This is a genomic window from Streptomyces sp. D2-8 (assembly GCF_023184515.1).
Taxonomy (GTDB): domain Bacteria; phylum Actinomycetota; class Actinomycetes; order Streptomycetales; family Streptomycetaceae; genus Streptomyces.
On the sequence record NZ_JAAHBP010000004.1, the window covers coordinates 84,591 to 109,586 of the forward strand.

A 24,996-nucleotide genomic window follows, 5' to 3' on the forward strand; every position below is an offset into this window, starting at 1 on the left:
CACCGTGCCCTCCCCGTTCGACGAGACGAGCAGGGAGCCGTCCGGTGCCGCGGCGAGGCCCGCGAAGCGAGGCGCCAGGCCGGGGCCGCCGTGGGCGAAGAGGGCCGGATCGGGGCGGTGGTCGACGCCCGGCGGCAGGCCCACCGCCAGGTCCTCGGCTTCGACGCGGCGCTCGCCCGTGGTCAGGGACACCGACCAGAGTCTGCGGTGCTCGGTGTCCACGGTGAACAGGTCGTCGCCGTGGACGGCGAGGCCCTGCGGGGCGTCCAGGGAGAGACCGGGCGGCGCGCGGCGCCCCCGGCTTCGCGGCCGGTTGGGCAGCGGTGCCGGGGGCGTCGAGGGCTGGGCGGGACGTCAGCTGCCCGTCACGTCGGTGATCTTCCAGCGCTGGTTGGAGCCCGAGTTCGGCTGCCAGACGCCCACCGGGGCGCCGTCGTTCGTGGACTGGCCTCCGACATCAGGGAGTTGGCCGGTCGCCGCGTTCACGAGCGTCCATGTGCCGTCGCCGGTCGAGGACGCGATCCACTGCGCGGCGTCGTCGCGGCGGCCCTCGTCGGGTTCGGCGACCAGGGCGCCGTCGCGGATGGCCAGGCGCTTGTCCGCGCCGGTCTCGGTGAGGACGTAGCGCTTGCGGTTGTCCTCACCGCGGATCTGCTCCACCCGCCACTGCTGACCACTGGGGTCGGACGCGTTCGGGGTCTTGATGACCAGGCCCGTGCCGTTGCCGGCGAGGGTGAGGTCCTTGCCGCTCTGGACACCGGTCAGGCGGTAGGTGTGCCCCTTGCGCAGTTCCGCCGCGTCCTTGGCGACACCGGAGACGCCCTTGACGAGGAACGACGTCACCGACTGCGCGGGCACCGAGAGCGTGGCCTGCTTGCCGGTGACGCGGACGGGCTTCTGCTTCTCCAGCTTGCCGTCGGCGCTGGTCACCACCGGGGTGACCGTGGCACGGGAGGAGACCCGGCCGAACTTCGACAGGTCGAGCGTGACCTCACGCGCCTCGGTGGCGCTGTTGACGTGGACGACGGTCGCCGCGTCGCCCTTGCGGGAGACCGCCGCGGTGCTGGACGTGTCGTTCGTCTTGATCAGCCGGTCGCCGGGCTTGATGAAGTGCGTGAAGTTGCGGGCCGTGTCGAACTTGGTGTTGGTGTAGATCGGGCAGGACTTCAGGGTGTCCTTCGAGGTGCAGCTGAACGGAAGCTGGATCTCGCCCCAGTTGCCGCCCTTGGCGGACTCCCCGCCCGGCTTCATGTTGTCGTAGTCCTCGACGGGCTGCCAGAACACCCAGGCCTTGGGCTCCAGTTCCCGCAGGTCGTCGACCATGCGCTGGGCGAGGCCCAGGCCCGGCCGCATGTCCGTGAAGCTCTGGCCGTCGCCCCAGTCGCCCTCGACCTCGCTCATCCACAGCGGCTTGTCGGCGGCCTTGGCCAGGTCGCGGACGGTGGTGCGCTGGCCGGTGCCGTAGGTGTGGACGTTCATCTGGCCGACGAGGTCACGCACCTCCTGGGGGTAGGAGTTCCAGTTCGTGGCGAACGTGCCTGGGTTCGTCTCGTCCATCGCGGATATGTCCGCGTCCGACCGGGACTTCTTCAGGACCGGGGCCAGCGCGCGGATCACCTTCTGCTGGAGTTCCGGGCCGATGTGGGCGCCCTCCTGGCGGCCGCCGGTCGGCTCGCCGTCCGGGCCGAGCTTGGTGCCCCAGTAGTTGGTGTTCGGCTCGTTGAACGGGTCCAGGGTGTCGACCTTGATGCCGTGCGCCTTCTCCAGCCGCTCGGTCGCGCCCACCAGGTACTTGGCGAAGTCCTCCACGGACTCCGGCTTGAGCTGGTCCTTGCCCGCGTCGAAGTTCCCGGAGACGTAGCCGCTCTCGGTCATGAACCAGGGCGGGGAGTTGCTGAAGGTCTCCCAGTGGGTGATGTCCTTCTTGATGCGGTCGACCCACCAGCGCTGCGTCTTGTCGGCGTTCTTGTTCCAGTCCGCCGGGTCGTCCGCGTTCCACCAGTCGACGTCCTCGCGGGTGGTGCCCGCCGGGGCCTTCCACCAGCCCTCGACCGCGCCGCCGGCCCGCAGGTAGTCCTTGACGTCGGGGGCGTTGCCGCCGCCGATGTTGTAGCGGGCGATGTTCAGGTTCAGACCGTCGTCGCCGAAGAGGAGCTTGTAGAGCTTCTCGCGCACCGCGGGCGGGTAGTCGCCGGTGGCGTTGGCGAACCAGACCAGGCTCGTGCCCCAGCCCTCGAACTTCTCACCCGAGTAGGAGGGGTCGGGCCGGACGGTGACGCCGGCCGCGGCGGCACCGGCAGCGTCCGTCTCGGCGTGCGCGGCGGGCAGGGTGGCGGTGGCCAGGACGGTTCCGGTCGCCAAGGTGACGCCGACGGCCCCGAGGAGCCTTCTCTTGCGGGTGCGGTGTGCCATCTCGAGTACTCCAGCTCTTCTGCGTGCCGCGCGTCCCGGCGGACGCAGAGATCGGGGCCTACGTGGTGCGACTGGTGCGGATCTGGCGCCTTCTCGTACGATTTCGACTAGGGAATGTTTACGTAAACATCCGTTGGCGGGATGTCTACACTGTCCGAATCTCAGGGGTCAAGGACTCGTTCCGGACCGAAAATTGCGCCGGGTGCGCGGCGAGGGGAACGAGGGGCAGATGGGCACCGTGGAGGGCGAGAGCGAGTCGAGGGGCACGAGCCGTACGAGAAGGCGTGCGGCCCGGCCCCGCCAGGGCGCGTCCATGGCGGACGTCGCGCAGCTCGCCGGAGTGTCGTCCCAGACGGTCTCCCGCGTCTCGAACGGCTTCCCGGGCGTCACCGAGGACACCCGCGCGCAGGTCCTGGCGGCCATGCGGGAGCTGGGCTACCGACCCAACAGCGCGGCCCGGGCGCTGCGCCGGGGCGAGTTCCGCACCCTCGGCGTGATCACCTTCTCGCTCTCCACCATGGGCAACATCCGCACCCTGGAGGCCATCGCCACCTCCGCCGCCGAGCACGGGTACGCCGTCACCCTGCTGCCCGTGGCCGTCCCCACCCAGGACGAGGTGAACGGCGCCTTCTCCCGGCTGGGTGAGCTCGCCGTGGACGCGGTCATCGTCATCATGGAGATCCACCTGCTCGACGCGGCGACGGTCTCCCTCCCGCCCGGGGTGCAGGTCGTGGTGGCCGATTCCGACGCCGGCGACCGCTACACCGTCGTCGACACCGACCAGGCGGGCGGCGCCCGTGACGCCGTACGGCACCTCCTGGACCTCGGCCACGACACGGTCTGGCACCTGGCCGGCCCGGAGGGCTCCTTCGCCGCCCAGCGCCGCGCCAACGCCTGGCGCACCACCCTCACCGAGGCGGGCCGCACCCCACCGCCCCTGGTGCGCGGCGACTGGTCGGCCGAATCCGGCTACCGGGCCGGTCTGCGGCTGGCCGACGAGCCGGACTGCACGGCGGTGTTCACGGCCAACGACCAGATGGCGCTCGGCCTGCTCCGCGCCCTGAACGAACGCGGCCGCCGCGTTCCCGACGACGTCAGCGTCATCGGCTTCGACGACATCCCCGAGTCCGCGTCCTTCCTCCCACCGCTGACCACGATCCACCAGGACTTCGCGGAGGTGGGGCGGCTGTGCGTGGAGGGGGTGCTCAGCAAGATGCGGGCGGACGGGGCGGAACACGGGACGACGTTGGTGCCCACGCGGTTGGTGCGGCGGGCGAGCACGGCGCGGAAGCCGGGTTGAGGGACGCGGGCCGCGGGACGCGGGGACGATCCGGCACACCGGGCCGGCACGGGAGGACACCGACGACCGGGACCACCGCAGGCTGACCCCGGCGGGCTGGACCAAGATCAAATAGCCGTGCGTGCGGCCGCCACCCGCTCCGCGAACGGCCGCCGGTCCACCGCCCGGGCCACCTCCGTCAGCAACTCCCCCAGCGGCATGGACAGTTCCGCGTCCAGCTCCGCCATCGCCGCCTTCGTCGCCTCCCACTCCGCCTCGATCCGCGGCAGCAGCGCCCGGGCCTTGGGCGTGAGGCCGACCAGTCGGCGGCGGGCGTCCAGCGGGTCGGGGGTGTGGGTGACCAGGCCCGCGCGGGCCATCTGGGCCGCCGTCTGGCTCGCGGCCGAGTGCGTGACGCCGATCGCCGCGGCCAAGTCACGCACGGAGAGCGGCCCTTCGGCCAGGAGAGCACGGACGGCCGGGGAGAAGCGGGGGCGGTACTCGGCGAGTCCCTGCTCCTCGTAGACCTTGGCCACATCTCCGTCGAGCAGTTCCAGGACGTGACGGAGCAGCGTCCCCACGGCTTCCGGATCCGGTTGATTCCTCACCCTGTTAATCTAACAGCGCTGTTACATCACGCTGTTCATCCGAGGCAGGCAGGTCAGGAGAGGACCTCTCGCATGGCCGAGCTCTATCCCGCCGGCATCGAGCCGTACGCGCACGGCATGCTCGACGTCGGCGACGGCAACCGCGTGTACTGGGAGACCTGCGGGAATCCCGCGGGCAAGCCCGCTCTCGTGCTGCACGGCGGGCCGGGGTCGGGGGCGGGGCCGTCCTGGCGGCGGCTGTTCGACCCGGCGGCGTACCGCATCGTGCTCCTCGACCAGCGCGGATGCGGGCGGAGTACGCCCGACGCCGCCGATCCGCGGACCTCGCTCGCCGCCAACACCACGCCCCGTCTGATCGCCGACATCGAGCAGCTGCGGCAGCACCTCGGCATCGAGGCGTGGCTGGTCCTCGGCGGCTCGTGGGGCGTGACGCTCGCGCTGGCCTACGCCGAGCAGCACCCCGCGTCCGTGTCCGAGCTGGTCCTCTTCAGCGTCACCAGCACCACGCGCCGCGAGGTGGAGTGGGTCACCCGGGACATGGGGCGGATCTTCCCCGAGGAGTGGGCCCGGTTCCGGGACGCCGTACCGGAGGCGGAGCGCGACGGGAGTCTGGTGGACGCCTACGCCCGGATGCTCGCCGACCCCGATCCGGCCGTACGGGAGCGGGCCGCGCGGGAGTGGTGCCGGTGGGAGGACGTACACGTCTCCACCCTGCCGGGGCACCGGCCCGACCCCCGCTACGAGGACCCGCTCTTCCGGATGCGCTTCGCCCGTCTCGTCACGCACTACTGGCGGCACGCCGCCTTCCTGGAGGACGGGGCGCTGCTGCGCGACGCCGGGAAGCTGGCCGGCATCCCCGGCGTGCTGATCCACGGCCGGATGGACATCAGCGGGCCCGCGGACATCGCGTGGTGGCTGGCCCGGGCCTGGCCGGACGCGGAACTCGTCCTGATCGGCGACGAGGGGCACGGGCTGTCGGGGAGCTCCACGACGGCGGCCGTCCTGGCGGCGACGGACCGCTTCCGGGGCGTGTGACAGGGGCTGGGCCCGGACCGGTACACCGTCAGCTGCCGCCCGCCCGCCTCGCCCCGCACGTCCCCAGGCTGCACCACCTGCGGCGGCCGCTCTCGTCGAGGAACAGCCAGCCGCAGTCACGGCTGGGGCAGCCGCGGACGGTGAAGCGGCGCGGGTCGGCGAGCAGTTCGGCCGCCGTGCGGGCCACCGCGTGCAGGGGAAGGCGCAGGCCTGCCGAGGGGGAGGGCCGCCAGCATCCCAGGCCGTCCTCGCGCCGGGTGAAGACCGAGCCTCTCGCGGCCTCCTCCACCACGGCGGCGACCGCCTTGAAGGCCCTGCCGTCCTGCGGGTCGGTCAGGCAGGCGTACAGGTCCGTACGGAACCGCCGGGCCTCGTCGAGAGCGGCGGCGGCCTCGTCCGGCCGGTCCAGGGCCTGCTCCCGCAGCCGGGCGGCCTGCCGCTCCTCGATCAGGTCCACGTGCCCGGCCCACACGGCGAGCGTGGCGTACTCGAGCAGCCACTCCGACCCGGGCAGCCGGTCCCCTTCCCACCCGGCGTAGGTGTTGCAGAACTCCAGCGCGGGGTGCCCGCTGGTGCTCCAGGGCAGCCACTGGTCGTCGACCCGTACCGCGTAGACCGGCCCGGGCGCCCGGTCCAGCCGGGGGTCGCCGCTCAGCATCCGCTCGTGCAGGGTGCGCAGTTCGGGGTTCGGCTCGATGCCGAGGTCGGTCGCGAGGAGGGCGCGCGTACGGCCGTACAGCCGGAGCGCTTCGGCCTGGCGGCCCGCGCGGTGCAGGGCGGTCATCTGCGCGGCGACCAGCCGTTCGCGGGTCGGGTGCTCCTGGAGCACCGGTGTCAGGTCCGCGACCACCCGCTCGTGCAGACCCATGCCGAGCTGGGTCTGTGCCCGTTGTTCCACCGCCGACAGCCGCAGTTCGCCGAGCCGGCCGTCGAGACGTGCACGCAGCCGGTCGTCGGCGACATCCGCGAGCAGCGGGCCCTGCCAGAGCGCGAGGGCACGGTCGTAGAGGCCGGTCCGCTCCACCGGACTACGGGCGTCGGCCGCCTGCCCGACGAGCGCGGTGAACTCCTGCGCGTCGATCCGGTGCGGGCCCTGCTCCACGGCGTAGCCCTCGTGCCGGGTCTCGACGGACACCTCGTAGGGCCGGAGCGCGGCGCGGAGCCGGCCGACGTAGGTGTGGACGGTGGCACGGGCCGAGGCGGGCGGGTCGGCGTCCCACAGGAGGTCGATGAGGCGGTCGGTCGGGACGGCGCGGCCCGGGTGCAGCAGCAGGACCGCCAGCAGGCACCGCTCCTGACGGCGGCTGCCGAGCAGCACGGGCCGCCCCTGGTGACGGGCGGCGAACGGACCGAGCAACTGGAAATCCATGGCTGCCCGGCAGCGTAGCCGTGCGGCCGGGGCAGCGGCCGGGAGTGGTGAGGCTTTGGTCAGGGACAGGGGCGAGACTTCGGCGCAGCTTCCTTCCGCCCCTCTGCCCAGGGAGAATCATGCGCCGAACCGCCCTCGCCCCACTGGCACTTGTGGCCGTGCTCCTCGGCACACAGCCCGCGTCCGCCGCGACCTCGCCCGACGGGGAGTCCGCGCCCGGCTGGGAGCCCGCGCCCTCCGCGCCGTGGGACGTCGGCGCCGGGGTGCGGTGCGACTTCCCCGTCCACGGCGAGCCCGTCGTCGACGAGGTGGTGCGGCGGGTGCTGAGCACCCACCCCGACGGTTCCGTGCGGCGGGTGGCCTACCGGGGCGATCTCGTCGTACGCGTCACGAACACCGAGACCCGCGCCTCCTTCGACGCCGACGTGAGCGGCTCGGCCGTCGTCGAGTACCGGCCTGACGGCTCCCAGTTCTGGGCGGTGCGCGGACCGGTGCTGGTCGGCGTGGGGGCGGGCCAGGGCAGTCTGCCGCGCGGCCTGTACATCGTCGACGGCGTCTACACGATGGAGATCGGCGCCGGCGGATACAAGACCGTGCACCTCGTCCACGGGACGACCGACGACCTGTGCGCCCGCATCGACTGACACCGCCCGAGGAGCGCACCCGCTCGCCCCTGCCCGGCCCTGGACGTCCCACACCGCCGCCGACGCCACGCCGGGCGCGCGCCCGAAGCCGAGCTGACGGCCCGTTCAGCCGATGTCCACCACCCGGGCCCACTCCGGGGGTGAGTCCGGGACGTACTCGGGGCTGGACTCGTCGTAGTTCTGGTGGCCGCGGGGGAACAGGCCCACCACCGTGCGGCACGGGGGCCGGGTGCCCGGCCAGGGGGTCTGGCCGTCGGTGAGGGCGACGATGACGTCGGGGGACGGACGGCTGCGCAGGGCGCGGGTGAAGCCGGCGCGGAGGTCCGTGCCGCCGCCGCCCGTGAGCGGGATGCCCTCCGCGCTGCACAGTCGGCGGGCGGTCCCGGCCGAGGCGTCGCAGGGCACCACGGTGACCAGGTCGCGGCGCCCGCCCACGGCCCGGGCGATCGCGGCGACCTCCAGGAGCGCGCTGCCCAGTTCGGCGTCGCTGACCGAGCCGGAGGTGTCGATGACGACGGACACGCGGGGCGGGCGGCGGCGCAGGCTCGGCAGGACCGTGCCGGGCAGTGCGGTGGAACGCCGGGCGGGCCGGCCGTAGGTGTAGTCCTCGCCCGCGCCGGGGCCGGACGCCGCCGAGCGGACCGCCGCGCCCAGCAGCTCCCGCCACGGCTGGGGCGGGTGGAAGGCCTCTTCGGCCCAGCGCCGCCAGCCCTGCGGGGCGTTGCCGGGGCGGCCGGTGATGCCCTGCGCCACCCGGAAGCGGACCGCGTCCCGCTCCTGCTCGCTCAGGCCGTGCGCGCCGTCCGGGCCCAGTTCCCACTCCCGGTCCAGGCCGTCGGCGCCGCTGCCGCAGTCCAGCCAGGCCAGGTCCTGCGACCGCGGGCCCAGGCTGAACTGCCGCAGGTACTCCTCCATCAACTCGTTCTCGGACAGGCCGAGATCACCCGGCTGAACGACTCCCTCCGGGCGGGTCAGGCCGTCGCCGTAGACGTCGTCGTTGATCTCGAAGTCGGCGGCGATGTTCATCCGCAGCCGCTCCCCCGGGCCGTTCAGGCCGCGCTCCCTCGCGACCCGGTCGCTGCGCCGGTGGTGGTCGCGCAGCAGGTGTGACACCTCGTGCACCCACACGCCCGCCAACTCCTCGACGGGCGTGCGGTCCACGAACCCCGGCGACACGTAGCACCGCCAGTACCGGTCGACGCCCATCGTCGGCACGCGCCGCGACTCGACGACGTGCAGGGCGAAGAGGGCCGTCGCGAGGTAGGGGCGGACGCGGGCGGCGTGCAGGCGGGCCGTGAAGAGCTTGTCCCGGTCGAGGGACCCGGGGACGGGCTCGGGTGCGCCCGTCTCGCCCGTCTCCGCAGGCCCGCCCTCGCCGACCTCGCGACCGCCACCGCCTGGGGTCGTCGGCCCGCCCTCGCCCAGGCCGCGACCCCGGCCGGCCGTCGTCATCGGCCCGCCTTCGCCGCTGTCGCTGCCGCGACCGCGGTCGTGGTCCGGTCCGCCCGCCTGGACAGGGCCACCACTCCCGCCAGGCGCTCGATCGACGCCGGGACGTCCCAGTCGTCGCGGCGCAGGGAGGCCAGTGTGGTCGCGGGGACGACCACCACGTCCGGGGGGCCGGTCTCCAGGGCCTTGACCAGCAGCGCCCAGGCCGCGTCCCAGCGGGACCGCTCCGGGCGGTTGCGGACCGCGACCACGACACCGTCCAGCGCGGCCTGGCGCAGATCCCCCCGCTCGGGCAGCACCGCACCGGCCGGGTCGGCCAGCAGTGTCTCGGGGTCCGGCAGGTCCATCCGGTCCAGGCTCGCCAGCAGTTCGAGACCGGGCCCGTCCCCGACGGTGCCCCGGACCAGCAGGGAGAGGGGCCTCCGGCGCCGACGGGCCGGACGGTGTCCGCCCCCCTCCGATGACTTTGCCATCTCTTTACAACCTGTCCCGGCTCCGCCTCGTCTCTCCGCACGATCTGTCACCCAGCCCGCCGACCGTCGGGCGGACCGACGAAGGAGTGCGATTTCCATGCGCCGAACTGTCCTCAGCGCCCTGGCCCTCACGGGCATCGCCGTACTGATGGGCGCGGGGCCCGCGTTCGCCGACGGGGCGGCGACCCCGAGTCCGGTCCCGGCGTCCGACGCGCCCACCCCCCGGCCGGAGGAGAGTGCCGAACCGACCAGGGCGCCCGAGCCGACCCGCCCGGCGCCCAGCGCGGAGCCGACCCGGGCGCCGGCCGAGGACCAGGTCTCCGTCGTGCCGAGCGGCGCGCCCGACACCGGTGTGGCGGCGTCCGCGGCCTCCGGGACGGGCGGCACGGCGATCGGCGCGGGCGCCGCCGCGGTGCTCGCCCTGGGCGGCGGCACGGTCCTCGTCGTACGCCGCCGCCGGGCCACCGGGGCATGAGCTCGTTCTCCAGGCGCGCGTTCACGGCCGGGGCGCTCGCGTCCCTGCTGACGGCGTGCGGGGGCCACGCAACCACCGCACCACGGGCGGAGACTCCGTCCCGGCCGGGTCCGGTCAAAGGGGCGCGCCCCCTCGGCCGTTCGGTCCCGGTCCGGCTGCTGATCCCGGCGATCGGCGTCGACACCCCGGTCATCCGGCTGGGTCTGGCGGCCGACGGCACGGTGCGGGTGCCGCCGGTCACGGCCCACGACCGGGCGGGCTGGTACCGGCACTCGCCGACGCCCGGCGCGAGAGGCCCGTCGGTGATCCTCGGCCATGTCACGGTCGCCCCGTACGGCGACGGCGTCTTCCGCCATCTCGCCCGGCTGCACCGGGGCGAGACGATCGTCGCGCGCCTGGAGAACGGCACGGCGGCGGAGTTCGCCGTCACGGCCGTACGGACCGTCCCGAAAACCGACTTCCCGGCGGACGACGTCTACGGGAACGTGGACCGCCCGGAGCTGCGGCTGATCACGTGCGGCGGAGCGCGGACCGGCGACGGCTACGCGGACAACGTGATCGTGTTCGCGGCGCTGAGCGGCACCGACTCCCCCACCCCTGGAGAGCGTTGAAACGGTCCCGCGAGAAAGCGGCCTCCGAGCTGTTCGCCGCCCTCTACCCGCGCCTCGCCGGCTGGTGCCGCCGGCTCGTCGACGACGACGGGACGGCCCACGAGATCGCCTCGGAGGCGTTCACCCGGCTCTGGGCCCGCTGGACGTCCGTGGAGGAGCCGCGCGGGTTCCTCTACGTCACCGCCGCCAACCTGGTCCGGGACCACTGGCGCAAGCTGGAGCGCGAGCGGCGTGCCCTGCACCGCGTCACCTCGGAAGCCGCCGTACGCCCCCACCCCGAACAGGCCGACCCGTCGGTGCGGCTGCTCGTGCAGTCGCTGCCGGAACGACTCCGCGTCCCGATCCTCCTCCACTACTACGCTGACATGCCGATCCGGGAGGTGTCCGCACTGACCGGGCGCAAGGAAGGAACCGTCAAGGCCGACCTGCACGCGGCCCGGGAACTGCTCCGCGTCCACCTGAGGAGAAGCCTTGACCACACGCCTTGACGGCGACCCGGGCGACGCCGAGTTCGCCCCCGACGACCCGCTCGCCGTGATCCTGCGCCCCTCCTCCCCGGACTATCTGGGCGCGCCCCCCGGCCAGTACGAGACGATCCGGCGCCGGGCGACCCGCCGCCGTCTGCTGCGCACCGCGGCCGGGGCGGGCCTGTGCTGTGTCGCGGCCGTCCTCATCGCGCTCCCCCTGCGCCACACGGCGCCCGAGCGCCCCACGACTCCGACGATCCCGATGGCCCCGCCCACCTCGCGGACGGCACCGCCCACGCCCTCGGAGTCCCCCACCCCGGCGCCGTCCCGGTCCCCGTCCCAGCCCCGCGTATCACCCCCGGGCACACCCCGCCCGGGCACCGACGGCCCGCGCACGTCCGGCCCCGGCACCCGCGCCTCCGACGAGGCGACCGGCCCGACGGCCGTGTCCCGCGCCCCGTCGGCCACACCCACCTCGCCGCGGCCCGTCCCGTCGGCGGCCCGCCCGAGCACGGAGCTGAGGGCGACGGACGGCAGCCGCTGACCGGCTCCGGCGGGGCCCGGTAGCCTGGCCGTATGGCACTGGCATGCACCGCCCTGCCCCACTGCTTCCTCTGACGCCGCGGTGAGGACGGCGACGTGAGTCGCTCACGTCGCCGTCCTCGGCGTACCCGCCCCCGGACGCCGGTTCACGGCAGCCGGCCGGCGGGCGCCGACCTCTCGCCGTCCGCCGCCCGCACGCGACGTGCCGCCTCGCCGCGGCGCTCCGCGTTCCGAGGAGCACCCATGCCTTCCGAGCGACTCCTGTCCGTCCTGACCTGCCCCCTGTGCCCGGCCGCCCTCGAACACACCGGCGGCGCCCTGCGGTGCGCAGGCCGGCACACCTTCGACATCGCCCGCCACGGCTACGTCAGCCTGCTGACCGGCCACCGGCGGGCCCCGAGCGCGGATTCCCCCGACATGGTCCGCTGCCGCGCCGCGTTCCTCGGCGCCGGGCACTACGACCCGCTCGCCCGCACCCTCGCGGACCTCGCCAGGGAACTGGCCCCGCCCGACGCCACCGTCCTGGACGCCGGGGCCGGCACCGGCCACTACCTCGCGGCGGTCCTGGACGCCCTCCCCCGGGCCCTGGGGCTGGGGCTGGACAGTTCCGTGCCCGCCCTGCGCGCGGCGGCCCGCGCGCATGCCCGGGCGGAGGCCGCGGGCTGGGACGTGTGGCAGCCGTGGCCCGTGCGCACCGGCTGCGCCGACCTCGTGCTCAACGTCTTCGCACCTCGCAACGGACCCGAGTTCCACCGCGTCCTCCGCCCGGACGGCGCGCTGCTCGTCGTCATCCCCACCGCCCGGCATCTGCGCGAACTGCGGGCGTCCGTGGGGCTGCTGGCCGTCGACCCCGCCAAGGAGGACCGCCTGCACCGGACTCTGACGGCGCACTTCCGGCACGAGCGAACCGAGCCGCTGGAGTACGCCATGCGCCTCACGGCCGGGGAGGTCGCCGCCCTGGTGGCCATGAGTCCGGCCGCGCATCACGTCGATGCCTCGGAACTGCGCCGCCGGGTCGCGGAGTTGGTGACACCGGTGCGGGTGACCGCCTCGTTCGTCGCGTCGGTGTACCGGCCTCGCTGACTCCTAGGCGGCCCGGCCGGGCTCGGCCATGCGCCGCTGCTGGTCCGTCGTGAGCGTGTGGACCATGAGGGCGGCGGCCCCGGCCGCGGCCACGATCACCAGGTCGGCGGCGAGCAGGGGCAGGACACCGCTGTAGGCACGGGCGATGACCTCGTCCGTGTCGTCGGCGTAGATGAGCCCCACGCCGCCGACCAGACCGGCCAGCCACAGGCCCCACCACCAGTTCACGACCGCGGGCAGCCGCCGCTCGGGGAAGACCGAGCGGTGGACGTCCGCGACGACGCCCCGGGGTATCCACAGGTTCACGACGGGCACGACCCAGCCCAGCCAGAGCCAGGGGTAGCCGTAGCGCGGTTCCAGGCCCGACAGGGCCTTTGCGTTGTCCCGCACCCGGTCCAGCCAGAACAGGAACGCGATCGCGCAGAGCACCGTGACGGCGCTGCCCAAGGAGTCGACCAAGTGGTAGGAGTCCTCCAGGGCGTTGAGCGGACGGTGCACGCCGCCGCCCTGGTCGGGCGGGCCGGACGCCGGCTCTCCCGCGGCGGCGAGCCGGAGGTGCCAGACCGCCCGGGCCAGCCAGGCGACTCCGGCGAGGGCGAGGGCCGCGACGGCGCAGCGGGCCGCTCCTCCGACGGGGCGCGGGGCGGGGGCTGGGGCGGAAGGGGTGGTCTTCTGTTCGGTCACACGGTCATCCTGTCGTACGCAGTTCCGAGGCCCGGCCCCCCTCGTCGAACCGCACCTCGAGGACGTGGTCGACGGCGTCCCGGTCGAGGGGGCCGAACACGTGCGGGAACAGGGTGTCCCCGGAGACGCCGGGCGGCGGGGCGGGGGCCGCCGCCTCCCACTCCACCCTGGCGGAGAGGCGCGCCTCGTCGAGGGCGAGCACCAGCAGGGGCCGGGGCGCGTCCCGGTAGAAGGCGTTGACGACGGCCAGCGTGGTCGCCTCGTCCGGGGAGCAGTGCACGAAGCCCTCCCCGGCGAGGGACGCGGGTGCGTACGCCCGGTCGGTGGCGGTGGTCCAGACGGTGAGCGGTACGACGTGATAGATCATGGCCCCGTTATAGACGCCGACGGGAGCCCCGGGAGTTTCAGGGCGGCGGACGGCTCGGTGACGACGCCCCGCGGTAGCGGCGTGGTGCGGGTCTTGTGCTCGTTGCCTGAGGTGAGCGAGGGCTGGTGGAAGGTGCCCGCACCGCCGCGCTGCTGCCCGCCGCCGACGCCGTCATCGGCACGGCGGCCCGCCTGGCCGTGGACGCCCTGCGCGCTCCCTGAGCGGCCGGCTCTCGCCGATCAGAGCTGGAACTCGGCGGGATTCACCCCCAGCGCCGCACAGGCCTCGCGCAGGACCGTCGCCTCGGCCTGGGAGAAGTGACCGTCCGCACCGGCGATGACCATGCCGGTCTGGATCACTGCCTTGGCCTCGGTGGGCTTCTTGGCGGCCTTGGCGATCTCCTGCATGGCCTCCGACTTGCCGTGCTGGAAGTTGGCGGTCAGCTGGTCCACATGCTTGTTGAAACGCGTGCGCAACTGCTCCGGCGGGAAGTTCTGCAGGACGTCGTTGCTGAGGATCATCGACTCGACCTGCTGGCGCTCGGCCGGGTCCACATTCCCGTCGGCCGCAGCGACCAGCGCGCACATCGCCATGCTCGCGTCCCGGTACGCGCCGCTCTTCAACTCGTTCTTCAACGACCCGAGCTGCGTCTTCAGCAGACCGACCAGCTGGGCCTTGCCGCCACCGCCGGACCTCGTCCCGCCGCTGTGCCCACCGGTCGTCGTGCCCCGCCCGCCCTGTCCCTGCTGGAAAGCCTTGGCCTGGTCCTTGAGCCGGTCCCACACTGCCATTGAGGTCACCTCGGTACTAGTCGGTATCAGCCGGCGCACCCGCTCACGCGCGCACACCCACCCAACGCCCGCCCCGCAGGCAAAGGTTCCGCAAAGGCGAAACGGAGACCGCCCGCACCCGAATGGCGGGTGCGGGCGGTCTCCGTGACGGAAGCCCGGACGAGACCGTGACGGAAGGTCAGGCGTCGTCGCGTGAGCGCGGCTTCAGGCGCGGCGCGAAGCGGAACGCCGCGAAGCCCACCGCGGCCAGTCCCGCTGCCGCCGCGAGGAGGAGGCCCATGCCGCCCGCGCCGGTGGAGGCGAGGCTGCCGCCGTCGAGGTCGGTGGACGTGCCGCCCGTGGTCGAGGTGCCGTCGTCGGCGGACGGGCTCGGCTCGGCGGAAGGGCTCGGGTCGGTCGTGGGGCCCGGGTCGGTCGTGGGGATCGGGGACGGGGAGCCTGACGCGTCACCGGGGCCGGGCTCCTCGGAGCCGTCCTCACCGGGGACGACCTCGACCGCGAACCGGGTCATGGCGTCACCGACCGACGCGGCCACGGTGTACGTGCCCGTGCCCTCACCGGCGGTCAGCGCCGGAACCTGGCGCGGCGCGGCACGGCGGAACCGTGATGCATCAAGGATCTCCCCCACTTGTCACAAGCTCCCCCCGGGAGCCCTGAACTGCTCGATCAGAATCGAACACGACTAGTGGGACAGCTGATCAAACCTGAGACTCTTGGTCAACCGAGAATGGTTGATTCCGGACGCCGGGGCATCCGCGCAGAGCGCGCGGACGACATGCGCCGCGATGGCGGTGTCGATCGGGTGCTGCTTCGGGCGGCCGTTCTCGTCGAGTTCCTGGTACTTCATCAGGTTCTGCGCGACGGCGACCTGGTGCTTGCCGTCACGGCTGGACAGCGCGATCGTGCCGGCGCCGAAGACCGCCCCGTCGTGGCCCCAGAAGCGGCCGCAGCCGCGCAGTTCGAGGGAGTAGATGCCGAGGCCGTAGTCCACGCCGGAGACGGGGACCGTGCGCGTCATCTCGTCGAGGGACGCCTTGTTGACCAGCTTCCCGCCGAGCAGGGCGCGGTAGAAGCGGTTCAGGTCGTCGGTGGTGGAGACGACCGAGCCCGCGGTGGAGGCCCACGACATGTCGTAGACGCTGAAGTCGCGGGGCGGGTCGAGCAGGCCGAACCACGACTCGTACATCCGCGGGTGCGGACCCTTGATGTGCGGGGTGCGCGGGAGGTACGTGTGGCGCAGTCCGGCCCGGTCGATGACGTGGCGGGTGAGGTAGGGGCCGGCCTTCTGGCCGGTGACCTTCTCCAGCAGCAGCCCGGCGATGACGTAGTTGGTGTTGGAGTACGAGCCCGGCACCGAGCCGGGGCGTCCGGTGGCGGGGGCCGCGAGGCCCGTCCGGACCAGTTCCGCGGGGCGTATGGAGCGGAAGCGTTCCTCTTCCAGGCTGGCCGGTGAGTTCCGGGTGAGGGAGGGGAAGGCGCCCGCGATGTAGTCGCCGATGCCGCTGGTGTGGTTCAGGAGCATGCGGACGGTGATCTCCCGGCCGCGCTCCCCGGGTATCAGGTCCGGGAGGTAGTCGCCGACGGGCGCGTCGAGCCGGATCCGGCCGCGTTCCACCTGCTGCAGGATGCCCACGGCGGTGAAGGTCTTGCTGATGCTGCCAACCCGCTGCCGCATGTCCGGCGTGACGGGCCGTCCGGTGGCCACGTCGGCCAGCCCCGAGGCGCCGGTCCACCGCTCGCCGCCGTCCCGGACGGACGAGAAGACGCCGTACATGCCCGCCTCGTGGACGGCGTCCAGCGAGTCGCGGAGGGCGGGTCCGTCCAGGGACACGTCGTCCCGGGCGGCGGCGATGCCGGCGTGCGCGGGGGTGGTGAGTAAGGCGGTGGTCGTCAGCAAGGTGGTGCCCAGGACGGTTCCCAGGAGCCGGGCGATGCGCAACTGCTTGTCCCTTCCTTGGTGTTCGAGTACGTCGGTTTTCGACTACGTGTGTTCGAACAGGTCGGGATCATCGTCTTGGGCGAGGAACGGTCCTTACATCCTTCCGAGGGATGATCGAAAACCGGCCGCGGGGGTGCAGCCGCCGGGGTGCGGCCGCGGCTGAACGGGAGGGCCAGGACCCCCCGGGCAGGTGAGAGGGCCCACCGCGACGGTGGCGCGGTCTGCGGCACGTGGGCGGACGACGCGGCATGTGGGCACCCGGACCGCGGGCAGACAACCCGGCAACGGCCGGTCGTGGGCGGCCCCGCACCGGGCAGGAAGCCGGGGTCGCCATGCCAACGGCAGCCACCGGCGCGCGGCCACAGCGGCGGCGCGACCCTCGGGCGCGCGGGCGGGGGAGCGGCGACACGAGAGCGGCGAGCAGCCGGACAGCGGCCGGCCGCCGGCGGCAACGGGCCGGCCGAAGCCGGGCCACCACCCCGGCGGCAGTCACCACCGGCGACCACGGCGGCGGCGCCGCCTCCAAGAGGTTGGGCGGACAACGCGTTCTACGGGCACCAGGCCACGAGCAGGCGACCCGGGCAACGGAACGGTCGCCGGCGACCCGGCACCGGGCGGAACGAAGCCGGGGCACCACCCCGGCGGCAGTCAGTCGGCCTCCGGGCACGTGAGCCGCAAGCAGACAACCGGGCAGTGGAGGGATCACCGACCACCCGGCATCGGGCGCGGGCAGCGTCACGTGATCGATGGACGCCTGCGGATCCGCGAGGGCGAGCGGCGCCGCACCGGCGGAGGTGCGAGTACGGGACGGGCCTCCAGCCCTGTCACCGGGTGCGGCATGCGGGAAGGCCGGGTCCGGCTCCCGAGCGGCACACGCGGGGACGCGTCGGCCGGGCCCGGCCTTCCTCTGGGCGCAATCTGCCACCCGGCGCCCCGCGGCGCCTCCCGGGGAGGCCCGAACGAGGACGGGCCGGGCGGACCTGTGATGATGAGCGCATGTCGACCGTCGCCACGCTCGCGGTGCTGGCCCTCGCCGCCCTCCACGCCTACATCCTGGTGCTGGAGATGTTCCTGTGGACCACGCCGAGGGCCCGGGCCGCCTTCGGCACCAGCGCCGAGTTCGCCGCCCAGACGAAGGCCCTGGCGGCCAACCAGGGCCTCTACAACGGCTTCCTCGCCGCCGGTCTGCTGTGGGGCGCCCTGGCGTCCGACCCGGTGGGCTTCCAGGTCTCGGTGTTCTTCCTGGTGTGCGTCGCGATCGCGGGCCTCTACGGCGCCGCGACCGCCAGCCGGAAGATCCTCTTCGTCCAGACCGTCCCGGCGCTGGCCGCCCTGGCCCTGGTGCTGCTCGCGCGCTGAGTCAGACGCCCTGTGTGACGGCCCGTTCCATGAGCCGGATGGCCTCCGCCTCCTCGGTGGCGGGCGGCACCACCAGCAGGTCCCAGCGGCCGCGGCCGGGGGTGAGCAGGCAGACGGTGTGCGGGGCGGTCGGCGAGTCCGTGCGGCCCACGTGCACCGCCTGGCCCGCGACGACCATCCGCTCGGGGCAGTCCGGCCAGGTGTCCCCGTTGACCAGGACGCTGCTGATCGGGCCCCAGGCACCCGGCAGTCCGCCGAGCAGCCCGGGCAGTTCGGCGGCGAGGTCGTACGAGCGGGGCCACCAAGCCCCGTCGATACGGCGGGCCGTGCGGCCCTGGCGCGGCTGGTCCGCGATCCGCAGCCGGGCCTCGGACGGCGCGGGGACGGACGGCGGGGGCGAAGAAGCGGACGTCATCGTGGGGCTCCTGCTGCGGTGGGGTGCGTGGCCAGGAGGTGGCGAAGCCGCGAGCCCGGTGGAGGGAGAGGTCCTGCGCGTGCATGGAGCGCCCGGGGCGAGACCGGTTCGGCCACCGGTGTGCGACATACCCTCGGTTCCTCCACCGTACCCCGCGGGGCGGTACGGGAGCCGGGGCCGTCCGCACCGCCCGCCCTCGCTCACAGGCGGTAGCGGCTCTGTGGTGGGTTGCCCGGCATGGCCGGTGGGGCATTCCGGGCGCTTTATCGCATTCCGTCGGTGATACTTGGGGCATGAATACGGCAACGTATGCAGAACTGGCGGCGTCGTCAGATCACGCGGTCGCCGTGGCCATCGCCTTCGTCTGCGGGCTGATCGTGGCCGGTGCGCTCGTCTGGGCCGTACGGGTCGGGATGCGGGTCATGGACAAGGACACCCATCACCCCTCACCGGAGGAGCAGCCGCACGTCCCGGACACCGGGCCGGTCCGCGAGATGCGGGAGATGCGGGAGCCCGACGACATGCCGGTCGTGACGCGCGAGGGGCAGCGGCTCATGCCGCATGAGCTCCACCACTCGAGCACCAGGACCGGGAAGGACCAGAAACAGCGCCGTTGGTCGCCCGGATCCAGCGGATCCTTCGGCGGCGGCGGACTCGGACGCACGTGAGGCCGTGAGGCCGTAGGACCGCCGTAGGACCAAGGAGACGACATGGCTGCCCGCCACCGGACGCGCTGGGCGTCGGGGGCGGCAGCCGTGGTGTTCCCCGCGGCCGTCGTGCTCGCGGGCTGCGGCGACGGCGGACCGGCGGACACCACCCGCAGGGCGGAGTCCGCGGTCGGGTCGCTCGCCTCACAGGCCTCCGAGGCGGTGGAGTCGGCGACGGCCGAGGCCGGTCGCCGGCTCGGCGACATCAAGGACGGCATCGACGTGAAGGACGACGTGCGGCTCGGCACGCCCGGCGTCGGCTCCGACGACCGGGCCCGGGTCGAGGTCACCGTGGGCAACACCGACGACGCGACCCGGTCCTTCGCGGTGCAGGTCGACTTCACCGACCCCGGCGGCGAACTGCTCGACACGGCCGTCGTCATCGTGCGCGACGTGCCGGCCGGCGAGTACGCCACGGCCACCGCCCGCAGCACCCACGACCTGCCCGCGGACATCCGGGCCGAGGTGGCCCGGGCGCTGCGCTACTGACCGGAGCCGGCCTCCTCCGTCACCGAGATGTCGATCTGCTCGCTCATCGCGCTCACCCCGTTCAGGGTGGCGACCGCCTGGAGCCGGTTGGCGCCCGCCGGGAGGCCGGGGCCAGGGGTGCAGGTCCAGGTGCCGTCGGGGGCGGTGGTGGTCGCGCAGACCTCCCGGTCGTCCTTGTCACGGACGGTGACCTGGGCGCCCGGGTGGGCGGTGCCGGAGATCTCCGGCCGGGCGGCCAGCGGTACGCCGGACAGCGGACGGGTCAGGGTCGGCCCGGCCAGGCCCACGGTCACGGCACACCGGCCGACGGCCCGCGGCACGCCCCGGGCGTCGGTGACCCACAGGGAGCAGCCCCGCAGCCTGGTGCCCGGAACGGCGTGCGCGGGTACGGCCGGCACGAAGGGGAACACCCGGTCCCGCCCGGCCGCGCCGCCGGTGACGGTGTACGTCGCGCCGCGTCCGTCGGCGGCGACCGAGCCGCGGTAGCCGGACAGGTCGAGCGGTGTGCCGGTCACCCGCGTGTCCCGGGGCGCGGTCAGCGTCAGCGTCGCGCCCTCGGCGGCGTCCTGGACGCCCGCGGCCTCGACGATGCCCTCCCGGCCGGGTGCGATGGTCGCGGCCCCCCACAGCCCGCCGTCCCGGGCCGCCGCGGGCGCGCCGGGGAACGCGAGCACTCCCGCCGCCACGGCTGCTGTCCTGCTGTACCTGTTCATCGCGGGAGGGGCTCCCTGTCCGGCCACGGCCTGTAGAAGACACTCCGCCGACGATCGTCCCGGGCATCCCTTCACCGGGCACGCGCTCCCGGGCCACGCGAGTGGCCCCGCGCCCCGAAGGGACGCGGGGAACTGCGCGACCGGCCACCACGGCGCCGCGGACCGAGGACGGCGGCCTGCCACGGCGCTGCCCGCGGAGCACTCAGCGCCCGAGCCACACCGTGGTGTCCGGGCCGAGGCGGCCGTCCTCCAGGGGTGCGCTGGTCAGGAGGACCTCGCCGGCCGGCAGGTCGACCGGCGCGCCGGACAGGTTCGTGACGCAGCGCCAGCCCTCGCAGCGGTCGAACCGGAGCACGCCGTCCGGGGCGTCCGCCGCCCAGGTCAGCTCCTCGCCTTCGAGGAGTTTGCGGCGCAGCCGCAGGGCCGTGCGGTACAGCTCCAGGGTGGAGCCCTCGGCCCCGTCCTGGGCCTCGACGGCGTAGGCGGCGAAGCCGGGCGGCTGCGGCAGCCAGGCGCCGCCGGGCCCGAAGCCGTACGACGGTCCGCTCGTCGTCCACGGCAGCGGCACGCGGCAGCCGTCGCGGCCCTTGCGGACGTGGCCCGTCTGCTCCCAGATCGGGTCCTGGAGCACCTCGGTGGGCAGGTCGGCGACCTCGGGCAGGCCGAGTTCCTCCCCCTGGTAGACGTACGCCGAGCCGGGCAGCGCCAGCATCAGCAGCGTGGCCGCCCGGGCCCGGCGCAGCCCGGCCGCCTCGTCGACGGCCGGGGCGTGGCCGCCCGCGAGCAGCCAGGCGTTGAGGTCGGTGCCGGGCGGCAGCGTCAGGCGGGAGGCGTGCCGTACGACGTCGTGGTTGGACAGCACCCAGGTGGCCGAGGCGCCCGCCGCCCGGGCGGTGGCGAGCGAGTCGGTGATGACCTGCCTCAGCTCCTCCGCGTCCCAGCCCGCCTGGAGATACTCGAAGTTGAAGGCCTGGCCCAGCTCGTCCGGGCGGGCGTACAGCGCACGCCGGGCGCCGGGCACCCACGCCTCGGCGACGGCCATGCGGGGCGGGCGGTAGGCGTCGAGGATCTTGCGCCAGTCGCGGTAGATCTCGTGCACGTCGTCGCGGTCGTAGAAGGGGTGCGCGCCGGGCGGCATCGCGGTGAGTGCCTCCTCGCCGCTCAGCTCGGGGGCGCCGAGGTCACGCAGGGGTTCGCTCAGGTCCTTGGCGAGGGCGTGGGCGACGTCGACGCGGAAGCCGTCGACCCCGCGGTCGGACCAGAAGCGCAGGGTGGTGCGGTAGTCGGCGCGGACCTCCTGGTTGTCCCAGTTGAGGTCGGGCTGCTCGGGGGCGAACAGATGCAGGTACCACTGGCCGTCGGGCACCCGCTTCCACGCGCTGCCGCCGAAGACGGACTGCCAGTCGGTGGGCGGGAGTTCGCCGTGCTCGCCGCGGCCGTCCCGGAAGACGTAGCGGTCGCGGGCCGCCGAATGGGGGCCGGCGTGCAGGGCCTCCTGGAACCACACGTGCTGGTGCGAGGAGTGGTTGGGCACGATGTCGACGATGACCTTCAGGCCGAGGCGGTGGGCCTCGGCGACCAGGGCGTCGAAGTCGTCGAGGCTGCCCAGGCGCGGGTCGACGTCCCTGGGGTCGGCGACGTCGTAGCCGCCGTCGGCGAGCTCGGACGGGTAGAAGGGGCTCAGCCACAGGGCGTCCACGCCCAGGGCGGCGAGGTGACCGAGGCGGCGGGTGATGCCGCGCAGGTCACCGAGTCCGTCGCCGTCGGCGTCGGCGAAGCTGCGGGGGTAGATCTGGTAGACGACGGCCTGGCGCCACCAGTCGGGGTCCCGGGACGACAGGTCGAGGGTGGAGCGATCGGTCACGCGGTCTCCTTCGCAGGGCATACGGGCGACAGCATTGATCTGTCCAGAATGCCGGAAAAAGGAACTAACGCGTCGATCGGAGTGATCCATTCCTGCTGTGATGGAAGTGTGATGACAGCGTAACTTCCTTTGCATTACCGCAGGTTGACAGCGTGCTGCGGCGCCGCCACGATGGGTGCCACTGAGGCGCATGTGACCAATGAGCCCAGTGCTTCTCAGACCACTCACCCCCCGGTGCGGCCCGGCAGCCGTGCGCCGCGCGCTGCCCGCATGCCGTCACCCGGGTCCGGCACACGCCAAGAAACGGGATACCCATGTCCATAGCGAGACGTGTCACCGCACGACGCCTGCTGGGGACGGGCGCCGCGGCCCTCGCCCTCTGCGCCGCCTCCGCCACCACCGCCTTCGCCACCGGTACGCCCGGTGGCGACGGCTGGTCGTCCGGCGGCACCTACAAGCCCGGGACCGGCGCGGGCACGGAGACCGGGACCGACCGCTGCCAGTTCTCGCTCGACGGCTCGAACTTCTACGACTCGGTCCAGGTCGACGACCAGAACCTGAAGCCGACCGACGACGGCAAGGTCCACATCAAGGTCCGCACCGCCGGTGACGCGGCCACCTGCACGGCCTCCCTCGCCTCCTACCTCGCCCACGGCGCGACGTTCGCGACCTCCGGCGAGCAGGTCTTCGTCGACTTCGACACGGTGACGGTCAAGCCGGGCGGCACCGACTCGCTCGACATCGCCATCCCGGACAAGGGCTGCTTCGGGCAGATCGACCTCTACCGGGGCGCGGTGAAGTTCGACGGCGAGCTCGACGCGAAGGACGGCTTCGAGCACGGCGAGCTGCCCAAGGGCCCGGACCGCCCGGTCATCAAGGACAAGCTGATCGCGGCCTGGAACGGCGGCACGAAGGACTGCACGACCCCGCCGCCGGCGGAGGAGGAGCCGCCCGCCTCCACGCCGCCCGCGAGCCCGTCCGAGCCGGCCGAGGAGACGACGCCTCCGGCGACCCCGTCCGAGCCGGCGGAGCCCTCGACGCCGCCGTCCTCCGACACGGACACGCCCACCCCGAGCGCCTCCGAGTCGACGCCGACCGCGCCCAAGCCGAACGGCGGGGGCGGCGACCTCGCCGAGACGGGCGCCGACAGCAGCACCGGCCCGATCGCCATGGGCGCGGCGGCCCTGCTGGCGGGCGGCGCGGCCCTCGTCGTCGCGACCCGGCGCCGCGCGGCCAAGCGCAACGCGTAGGACGCGGGAATCCGAAGACGCCCGAGGTGCTGCCGTCCGGCGGCGACAGCACCTCGGGCGTTCTCATGCCCGCGGTCAGACCACCGAAGCCCTCTCGCTCCGCAGGCTCGTCGCCTTGCGCAGCAGACTCCGCATGACGACCGTCAGCATCGCGAACGCCGCCCCCACGGCGACCGCAGCCGTCGCGGCGGCCGGTACGACCACGACCTGCGATGGATCAGGCCTCGACTGTCGCCAGGTACAGCTTCACGTAGCGCTCCACGTCCACGTCCAACCCCACGTCGACCAGGGGCTGTTCGCGTGTGCCCTCGTGGAGTTCCGACTCGCCGGGCCGGGGGCGGCGGTCCACGATCGTCATGCCGCGCGTGGGTCCGGGCGCGAGGGAGACGTCGACCGGGAGGCGGTGGGTGGTCAGTCCCTCGGGGTCGGCGACCGCGCAAACCGCACCCGCGTCACCCAGACCGCCGGCCGTCTCGGAAGGGTCGTCGGGGCGGCTGTCCGGACGGGCCGGACGGTGGGCGAGCAGCTCCCCCGCCAGCCGCGCCCCCGGCTCACCGCTCGCGCGCAGCCTGCGCACCTCCGCCGCGGGGACCACGACCCGCGTGAACACGTCCAGCCCGTACATCGTGACCGGCACCCCGGCGGTGAGCAGGATCGCGGCCGCCTCCGGGTCGTGCCAGACGTTGAACTCCGCGACGGGCGTGGCGTTCCCGACGGCCGCCGCGCCGCCCATGAAGACGATCCGCTCGATGCACCGGACCACCTCCGGATGCGTGCGCAGGAGCAGCGCGATGTTGGTGAGGGGGGCCGTGGGGATGAGGGTGACCGGGCGCGGGGAGGCGAGGATCTCACGCCGCAGCAGCGTCACCGCGTCGACGTCGGCCGGCCTGCGCGTGGGCTCGGGCAGGCCGAGGTCTCCCATGCCGTCGTGCCCGTGCACGTGCCGCGCCGAGCGGGGAGCCTCGATCAGCGGCCGCTCCGCGCCCCGGGCGACGGGGATGTCGGGGGCGCCGGCCTGCTCCAGCACGGTCAGGGTGTTGCGGACGACGCCGTCGACGTCCGTGTTCCCGGCCACGCAGGTGATCGCCCGCACGTCGAGCGCCGGGTGCCGTACGGCGAACAGCAGGGCGAGGGCGTCGTCGACGCCGGTGTCGCAGTCGATGATCACCGGGATGCGCTGACCGTCCGTCACGGCGGGGACTCCTTCCAGTGGTTCCGCGGGAAAGCTCCGTGGCAGCGACCCTACGGCCTCGGCGGCGGCCGGTTCCGGGCTCGTGCCGGCCGTCCGCGTCCCAGCTCCGCGCTCCGGCCCTGGACGGCGGACCGGGCGGCGCCGCCCCGGCCACACGAACGGACGCGGCGATGATTCCGGCCCCGGCAGCCGGTCGTTACGGGGGAGGAGACGAGGAAGGAGTCCCACCATGCCCGCACAGCGACCGACGACCGAGCTCGACGCCCGCTACAGCTCCGCACTCACCCCCCGCCCGGGTGCCTCGGAGGTCACCGCCACCGAATGGGCCGAGGCGCAGGGGCGGCTGGAGGCCGCCGAGATCTTCTGGGTGTCCACGGTGCGGCCCGACGGCCGACTGCACGTGACGCCCTGCATCGCCGCCTGGCACGACGGGGTGCTGTACTTCTCCACCGGCCGTCGGGAGCAGAAGGCGAAGAACCTCGCGCACGACGCGCACTGCGCGCTGACCACCGGGGCGAACTCCCTCACCGACGGGTTCGACCTCGTGGTCGAGGGCACGGCCGAGCCGGTCGCCGACGATGCCCTGCTGGAGGAGGTGATCACGGCGTACGAGACGAAGTACGGGCCGCACATCACCTCCCCCGAGGGCACCTTCCACGGCATCGGGGACGCGTTCCGCAGCGGCGAGGCGGTGGTGTTCGCGGTGGCCCCGGACACGGCGTACGGCTTCGGCCGGGACAACGGGGTCTACAGCCACACGCGTTGGACGTTCTGAACC

General features: G+C 73.8%; 27 protein-coding genes and 1 pseudogene. 13 read left to right on the forward strand and 15 right to left on the reverse strand.

Features of this window, described 5'->3' with window-relative positions; genetic code table 11:
* Positions 1-354: 354 nt before the first annotated feature.
* Positions 355-2,412 carry a glycoside hydrolase gene (locus G3I77_RS11380; protein WP_248502801.1) on the reverse strand — a complete coding sequence of 686 codons (2,058 nt, stop codon included), beginning with the start codon at positions 2,410-2,412 and terminating at the stop codon, positions 355-357.
* A gap of 313 nt (positions 2,413-2,725) precedes the next feature.
* On the opposite strand from G3I77_RS11380, the gene G3I77_RS11385 reads away from it, so the two are divergent.
* Complete coding sequence (locus G3I77_RS11385) at positions 2,726-3,712, forward strand: LacI family DNA-binding transcriptional regulator (RefSeq protein WP_248502952.1); 987 nt, start codon at positions 2,726-2,728, stop codon at positions 3,710-3,712.
* Positions 3,713-3,819: 107 nt separating this feature from the next.
* On the opposite strand, the gene G3I77_RS11390 is transcribed toward G3I77_RS11385, so the two are convergent.
* On the reverse strand, positions 3,820-4,299 hold the full coding sequence (locus G3I77_RS11390; RefSeq protein WP_248502803.1) for a MarR family transcriptional regulator: 480 nt from the start codon (positions 4,297-4,299) through the stop codon (positions 3,820-3,822).
* A gap of 72 nt (positions 4,300-4,371) precedes the next feature.
* Here G3I77_RS11390 and pip point away from each other — a divergent pair, with 72 nt between their 5' ends.
* Positions 4,372-5,334: a prolyl aminopeptidase gene (pip, locus tag G3I77_RS11395; protein ID WP_248502805.1), complete on the forward strand. Its 963-nt coding sequence runs from the start codon at positions 4,372-4,374 to the stop codon at positions 5,332-5,334.
* A gap of 28 nt (positions 5,335-5,362) precedes the next feature.
* Here the strand turns inward: pip and G3I77_RS11400 are convergent, their stop codons facing one another.
* Positions 5,363-6,703, reverse strand: a complete 1,341-nt coding sequence (locus G3I77_RS11400; RefSeq protein WP_248502807.1) for a BTAD domain-containing putative transcriptional regulator — start codon at positions 6,701-6,703, stop codon at positions 5,363-5,365.
* A gap of 119 nt (positions 6,704-6,822) precedes the next feature.
* On the opposite strand from G3I77_RS11400, the gene G3I77_RS11405 reads away from it, so the two are divergent.
* Positions 6,823-7,347 carry a hypothetical protein gene (locus tag G3I77_RS11405; RefSeq protein ID WP_248502809.1) on the forward strand — a complete coding sequence of 175 codons (525 nt, stop codon included), beginning with the start codon at positions 6,823-6,825 and terminating at the stop codon, positions 7,345-7,347.
* Positions 7,348-7,452: 105 nt separating this feature from the next.
* On the opposite strand, the gene G3I77_RS11410 is transcribed toward G3I77_RS11405, so the two are convergent.
* Complete coding sequence (locus G3I77_RS11410; protein ID WP_248502810.1) at positions 7,453-8,799, reverse strand: VWA-like domain-containing protein; 1,347 nt, start codon at positions 8,797-8,799, stop codon at positions 7,453-7,455.
* Positions 8,796-9,221: pseudogene (locus G3I77_RS11415) on the reverse strand (AAA family ATPase); the annotation flags it as partial. The gene G3I77_RS11410 and the pseudogene G3I77_RS11415, both read right to left, overlap by 4 nt.
* Before the next feature lie 145 nt (positions 9,222-9,366).
* Here G3I77_RS11415 and G3I77_RS11420 point away from each other — a divergent pair.
* From G3I77_RS11420 to G3I77_RS11440, 5 genes are all read left to right on the forward strand, one after another.
* Positions 9,367-9,744 carry a Tat pathway signal sequence domain protein gene (locus tag G3I77_RS11420; RefSeq protein WP_248502811.1) on the forward strand — a complete coding sequence of 126 codons (378 nt, stop codon included), beginning with the start codon at positions 9,367-9,369 and terminating at the stop codon, positions 9,742-9,744.
* A complete protein-coding gene (locus G3I77_RS11425; RefSeq protein ID WP_248502812.1) occupies positions 9,741-10,355 on the forward strand; it encodes a class F sortase in 615 nt (204 codons plus the stop codon). Before G3I77_RS11420 ends, G3I77_RS11425 begins: the two co-directional genes overlap by 4 nt.
* Positions 10,352-10,843, forward strand: coding sequence for an RNA polymerase sigma factor (locus G3I77_RS11430; protein ID WP_107456362.1), 492 nt, complete (start codon positions 10,352-10,354; stop codon positions 10,841-10,843). Before G3I77_RS11425 ends, G3I77_RS11430 begins: the two co-directional genes overlap by 4 nt.
* Positions 10,827-11,366: a hypothetical protein gene (locus G3I77_RS11435; protein ID WP_248502813.1), complete on the forward strand. Its 540-nt coding sequence runs from the start codon at positions 10,827-10,829 to the stop codon at positions 11,364-11,366. The genes G3I77_RS11430 and G3I77_RS11435 overlap by 17 nt, the downstream gene beginning before the upstream one ends.
* A gap of 242 nt (positions 11,367-11,608) precedes the next feature.
* The gene (locus G3I77_RS11440) at positions 11,609-12,448 is read left to right on the forward strand and encodes a putative RNA methyltransferase (RefSeq protein WP_248502814.1); all 840 of its coding nucleotides are present in this window, start codon (positions 11,609-11,611) and stop codon (positions 12,446-12,448) included.
* Between the two features lie 3 nt (positions 12,449-12,451).
* Here the strand turns inward: G3I77_RS11440 and G3I77_RS11445 are convergent, their stop codons facing one another.
* From G3I77_RS11445 to G3I77_RS11465, 5 genes are all read right to left on the reverse strand, one after another.
* Positions 12,452-13,132: a DUF4328 domain-containing protein gene (locus G3I77_RS11445; RefSeq protein ID WP_248502815.1), complete on the reverse strand. Its 681-nt coding sequence runs from the start codon at positions 13,130-13,132 to the stop codon at positions 12,452-12,454.
* 4 nt (positions 13,133-13,136) lie between these two features.
* Positions 13,137-13,499, reverse strand: a complete 363-nt coding sequence (locus tag G3I77_RS11450) for a DUF952 domain-containing protein (RefSeq protein WP_248502817.1) — start codon at positions 13,497-13,499, stop codon at positions 13,137-13,139.
* A 239-nt stretch (positions 13,500-13,738) separates the two neighbouring features.
* Positions 13,739-14,290, reverse strand: coding sequence for a tellurite resistance TerB family protein (locus tag G3I77_RS11455; RefSeq protein WP_248502819.1), 552 nt, complete (start codon positions 14,288-14,290; stop codon positions 13,739-13,741).
* 178 nt (positions 14,291-14,468) lie between these two features.
* Entirely contained in the window at positions 14,469-14,918 is a 450-nt protein-coding gene (locus G3I77_RS11460; protein WP_248502821.1) for a hypothetical protein, read from the reverse strand.
* A gap of 54 nt (positions 14,919-14,972) precedes the next feature.
* On the reverse strand, positions 14,973-16,229 hold the full coding sequence (locus G3I77_RS11465; RefSeq protein ID WP_248502824.1) for a serine hydrolase: 1,257 nt from the start codon (positions 16,227-16,229) through the stop codon (positions 14,973-14,975).
* A gap of 996 nt (positions 16,230-17,225) precedes the next feature.
* On the opposite strand from G3I77_RS11465, the gene G3I77_RS11470 reads away from it, so the two are divergent.
* Complete coding sequence (locus tag G3I77_RS11470) at positions 17,226-17,588, forward strand: DUF1304 domain-containing protein (RefSeq protein ID WP_248502825.1); 363 nt, start codon at positions 17,226-17,228, stop codon at positions 17,586-17,588.
* A 1-nt stretch (position 17,589) separates the two neighbouring features.
* Here the strand turns inward: G3I77_RS11470 and G3I77_RS11475 are convergent, their stop codons facing one another.
* Positions 17,590-18,003 carry a DUF5994 family protein gene (locus tag G3I77_RS11475; protein WP_248502827.1) on the reverse strand — a complete coding sequence of 138 codons (414 nt, stop codon included), beginning with the start codon at positions 18,001-18,003 and terminating at the stop codon, positions 17,590-17,592.
* 293 nt (positions 18,004-18,296) lie between these two features.
* Here G3I77_RS11475 and G3I77_RS11480 point away from each other — a divergent pair, with 293 nt between their 5' ends.
* Both G3I77_RS11480 and G3I77_RS11485 read left to right on the forward strand, forming a co-directional pair.
* Complete coding sequence (locus tag G3I77_RS11480; RefSeq protein WP_248502829.1) at positions 18,297-18,671, forward strand: DUF6479 family protein; 375 nt, start codon at positions 18,297-18,299, stop codon at positions 18,669-18,671.
* Between the two features lie 42 nt (positions 18,672-18,713).
* Positions 18,714-19,199 carry a hypothetical protein gene (locus G3I77_RS11485; RefSeq protein ID WP_248502831.1) on the forward strand — a complete coding sequence of 162 codons (486 nt, stop codon included), beginning with the start codon at positions 18,714-18,716 and terminating at the stop codon, positions 19,197-19,199.
* Here G3I77_RS11485 and G3I77_RS11490 read toward each other — a convergent pair.
* Both G3I77_RS11490 and G3I77_RS11495 read right to left on the reverse strand, forming a co-directional pair.
* A complete protein-coding gene (locus G3I77_RS11490) occupies positions 19,193-19,912 on the reverse strand; it encodes a carboxypeptidase regulatory-like domain-containing protein (RefSeq protein WP_248502833.1) in 720 nt (239 codons plus the stop codon). The genes G3I77_RS11485 and G3I77_RS11490 overlap by 7 nt on opposite strands.
* 202 nt (positions 19,913-20,114) lie before the next feature.
* Positions 20,115-21,776, reverse strand: coding sequence for a glycoside hydrolase family 13 protein (locus tag G3I77_RS11495; RefSeq protein ID WP_248502835.1), 1,662 nt, complete (start codon positions 21,774-21,776; stop codon positions 20,115-20,117).
* A 314-nt stretch (positions 21,777-22,090) separates the two neighbouring features.
* Here G3I77_RS11495 and G3I77_RS11500 point away from each other — a divergent pair, with 314 nt between their 5' ends.
* Positions 22,091-23,026 (forward strand): LAETG motif-containing sortase-dependent surface protein, encoded by a 936-nt coding sequence (locus G3I77_RS11500; protein ID WP_248502837.1) that lies wholly within the window; start codon positions 22,091-22,093, stop codon positions 23,024-23,026.
* A gap of 75 nt (positions 23,027-23,101) precedes the next feature.
* Here the strand turns inward: G3I77_RS11500 and G3I77_RS40635 are convergent, their stop codons facing one another.
* Both G3I77_RS40635 and G3I77_RS11505 read right to left on the reverse strand, forming a co-directional pair.
* Positions 23,102-23,230 carry a hypothetical protein gene (locus G3I77_RS40635; RefSeq protein ID WP_282572819.1) on the reverse strand — a complete coding sequence of 43 codons (129 nt, stop codon included), beginning with the start codon at positions 23,228-23,230 and terminating at the stop codon, positions 23,102-23,104.
* 13 nt (positions 23,231-23,243) lie between these two features.
* Positions 23,244-24,218: a nucleoside hydrolase gene (locus G3I77_RS11505; RefSeq protein WP_248502839.1), complete on the reverse strand. Its 975-nt coding sequence runs from the start codon at positions 24,216-24,218 to the stop codon at positions 23,244-23,246.
* A gap of 229 nt (positions 24,219-24,447) precedes the next feature.
* Between G3I77_RS11505 and G3I77_RS11510 the strand changes: the two genes are divergently transcribed.
* Positions 24,448-24,993 (forward strand): pyridoxamine 5'-phosphate oxidase family protein, encoded by a 546-nt coding sequence (locus G3I77_RS11510; protein WP_248502840.1) that lies wholly within the window; start codon positions 24,448-24,450, stop codon positions 24,991-24,993.
* The last annotated feature ends 3 nt before the right edge of the window (positions 24,994-24,996 follow it).

What these genes read in the sequence shown, in the direction of transcription:
- G3I77_RS11380 (WP_248502801.1), bottom strand. Translation starts at nt 2,412, where the DNA reads ATGGCACACCGCACCCGCAAGAGAAGGCTCCTCGGGGCCGTCGGCGTC.
- G3I77_RS11385 (WP_248502952.1), top strand. Translation starts at nt 2,726, where the DNA reads ATGGCGGACGTCGCGCAGCTCGCCGGAGTGTCGTCCCAGACGGTCTCC.
- pip (WP_248502805.1), top strand. Translation starts at nt 4,372, where the DNA reads ATGGCCGAGCTCTATCCCGCCGGCATCGAGCCGTACGCGCACGGCATG.
- G3I77_RS11400 (WP_248502807.1), bottom strand. Translation starts at nt 6,703, where the DNA reads ATGGATTTCCAGTTGCTCGGTCCGTTCGCCGCCCGTCACCAGGGGCGG.
- G3I77_RS11405 (WP_248502809.1), top strand. Translation starts at nt 6,823, where the DNA reads ATGCGCCGAACCGCCCTCGCCCCACTGGCACTTGTGGCCGTGCTCCTC.
- G3I77_RS11410 (WP_248502810.1), bottom strand. Translation starts at nt 8,799, where the DNA reads ATGACGACGGCCGGCCGGGGTCGCGGCCTGGGCGAGGGCGGGCCGACG.
- G3I77_RS11420 (WP_248502811.1), top strand. Translation starts at nt 9,367, where the DNA reads ATGCGCCGAACTGTCCTCAGCGCCCTGGCCCTCACGGGCATCGCCGTA.
- G3I77_RS11425 (WP_248502812.1), top strand. Translation starts at nt 9,741, where the DNA reads ATGAGCTCGTTCTCCAGGCGCGCGTTCACGGCCGGGGCGCTCGCGTCC.
- G3I77_RS11440 (WP_248502814.1), top strand. Translation starts at nt 11,609, where the DNA reads ATGCCTTCCGAGCGACTCCTGTCCGTCCTGACCTGCCCCCTGTGCCCG.
- G3I77_RS11450 (WP_248502817.1), bottom strand. Translation starts at nt 13,499, where the DNA reads ATGATCTATCACGTCGTACCGCTCACCGTCTGGACCACCGCCACCGAC.
- G3I77_RS11455 (WP_248502819.1), bottom strand. Translation starts at nt 14,290, where the DNA reads ATGGCAGTGTGGGACCGGCTCAAGGACCAGGCCAAGGCTTTCCAGCAG.
- G3I77_RS11470 (WP_248502825.1), top strand. Translation starts at nt 17,226, where the DNA reads ATGTCGACCGTCGCCACGCTCGCGGTGCTGGCCCTCGCCGCCCTCCAC.
- G3I77_RS11475 (WP_248502827.1), bottom strand. Translation starts at nt 18,003, where the DNA reads ATGACGTCCGCTTCTTCGCCCCCGCCGTCCGTCCCCGCGCCGTCCGAG.
- G3I77_RS11480 (WP_248502829.1), top strand. Translation starts at nt 18,297, where the DNA reads ATGAATACGGCAACGTATGCAGAACTGGCGGCGTCGTCAGATCACGCG.
- G3I77_RS11485 (WP_248502831.1), top strand. Translation starts at nt 18,714, where the DNA reads ATGGCTGCCCGCCACCGGACGCGCTGGGCGTCGGGGGCGGCAGCCGTG.
- G3I77_RS11490 (WP_248502833.1), bottom strand. Translation starts at nt 19,912, where the DNA reads ATGAACAGGTACAGCAGGACAGCAGCCGTGGCGGCGGGAGTGCTCGCG.
- G3I77_RS11500 (WP_248502837.1), top strand. Translation starts at nt 22,091, where the DNA reads ATGTCCATAGCGAGACGTGTCACCGCACGACGCCTGCTGGGGACGGGC.
- G3I77_RS11510 (WP_248502840.1), top strand. Translation starts at nt 24,448, where the DNA reads ATGCCCGCACAGCGACCGACGACCGAGCTCGACGCCCGCTACAGCTCC.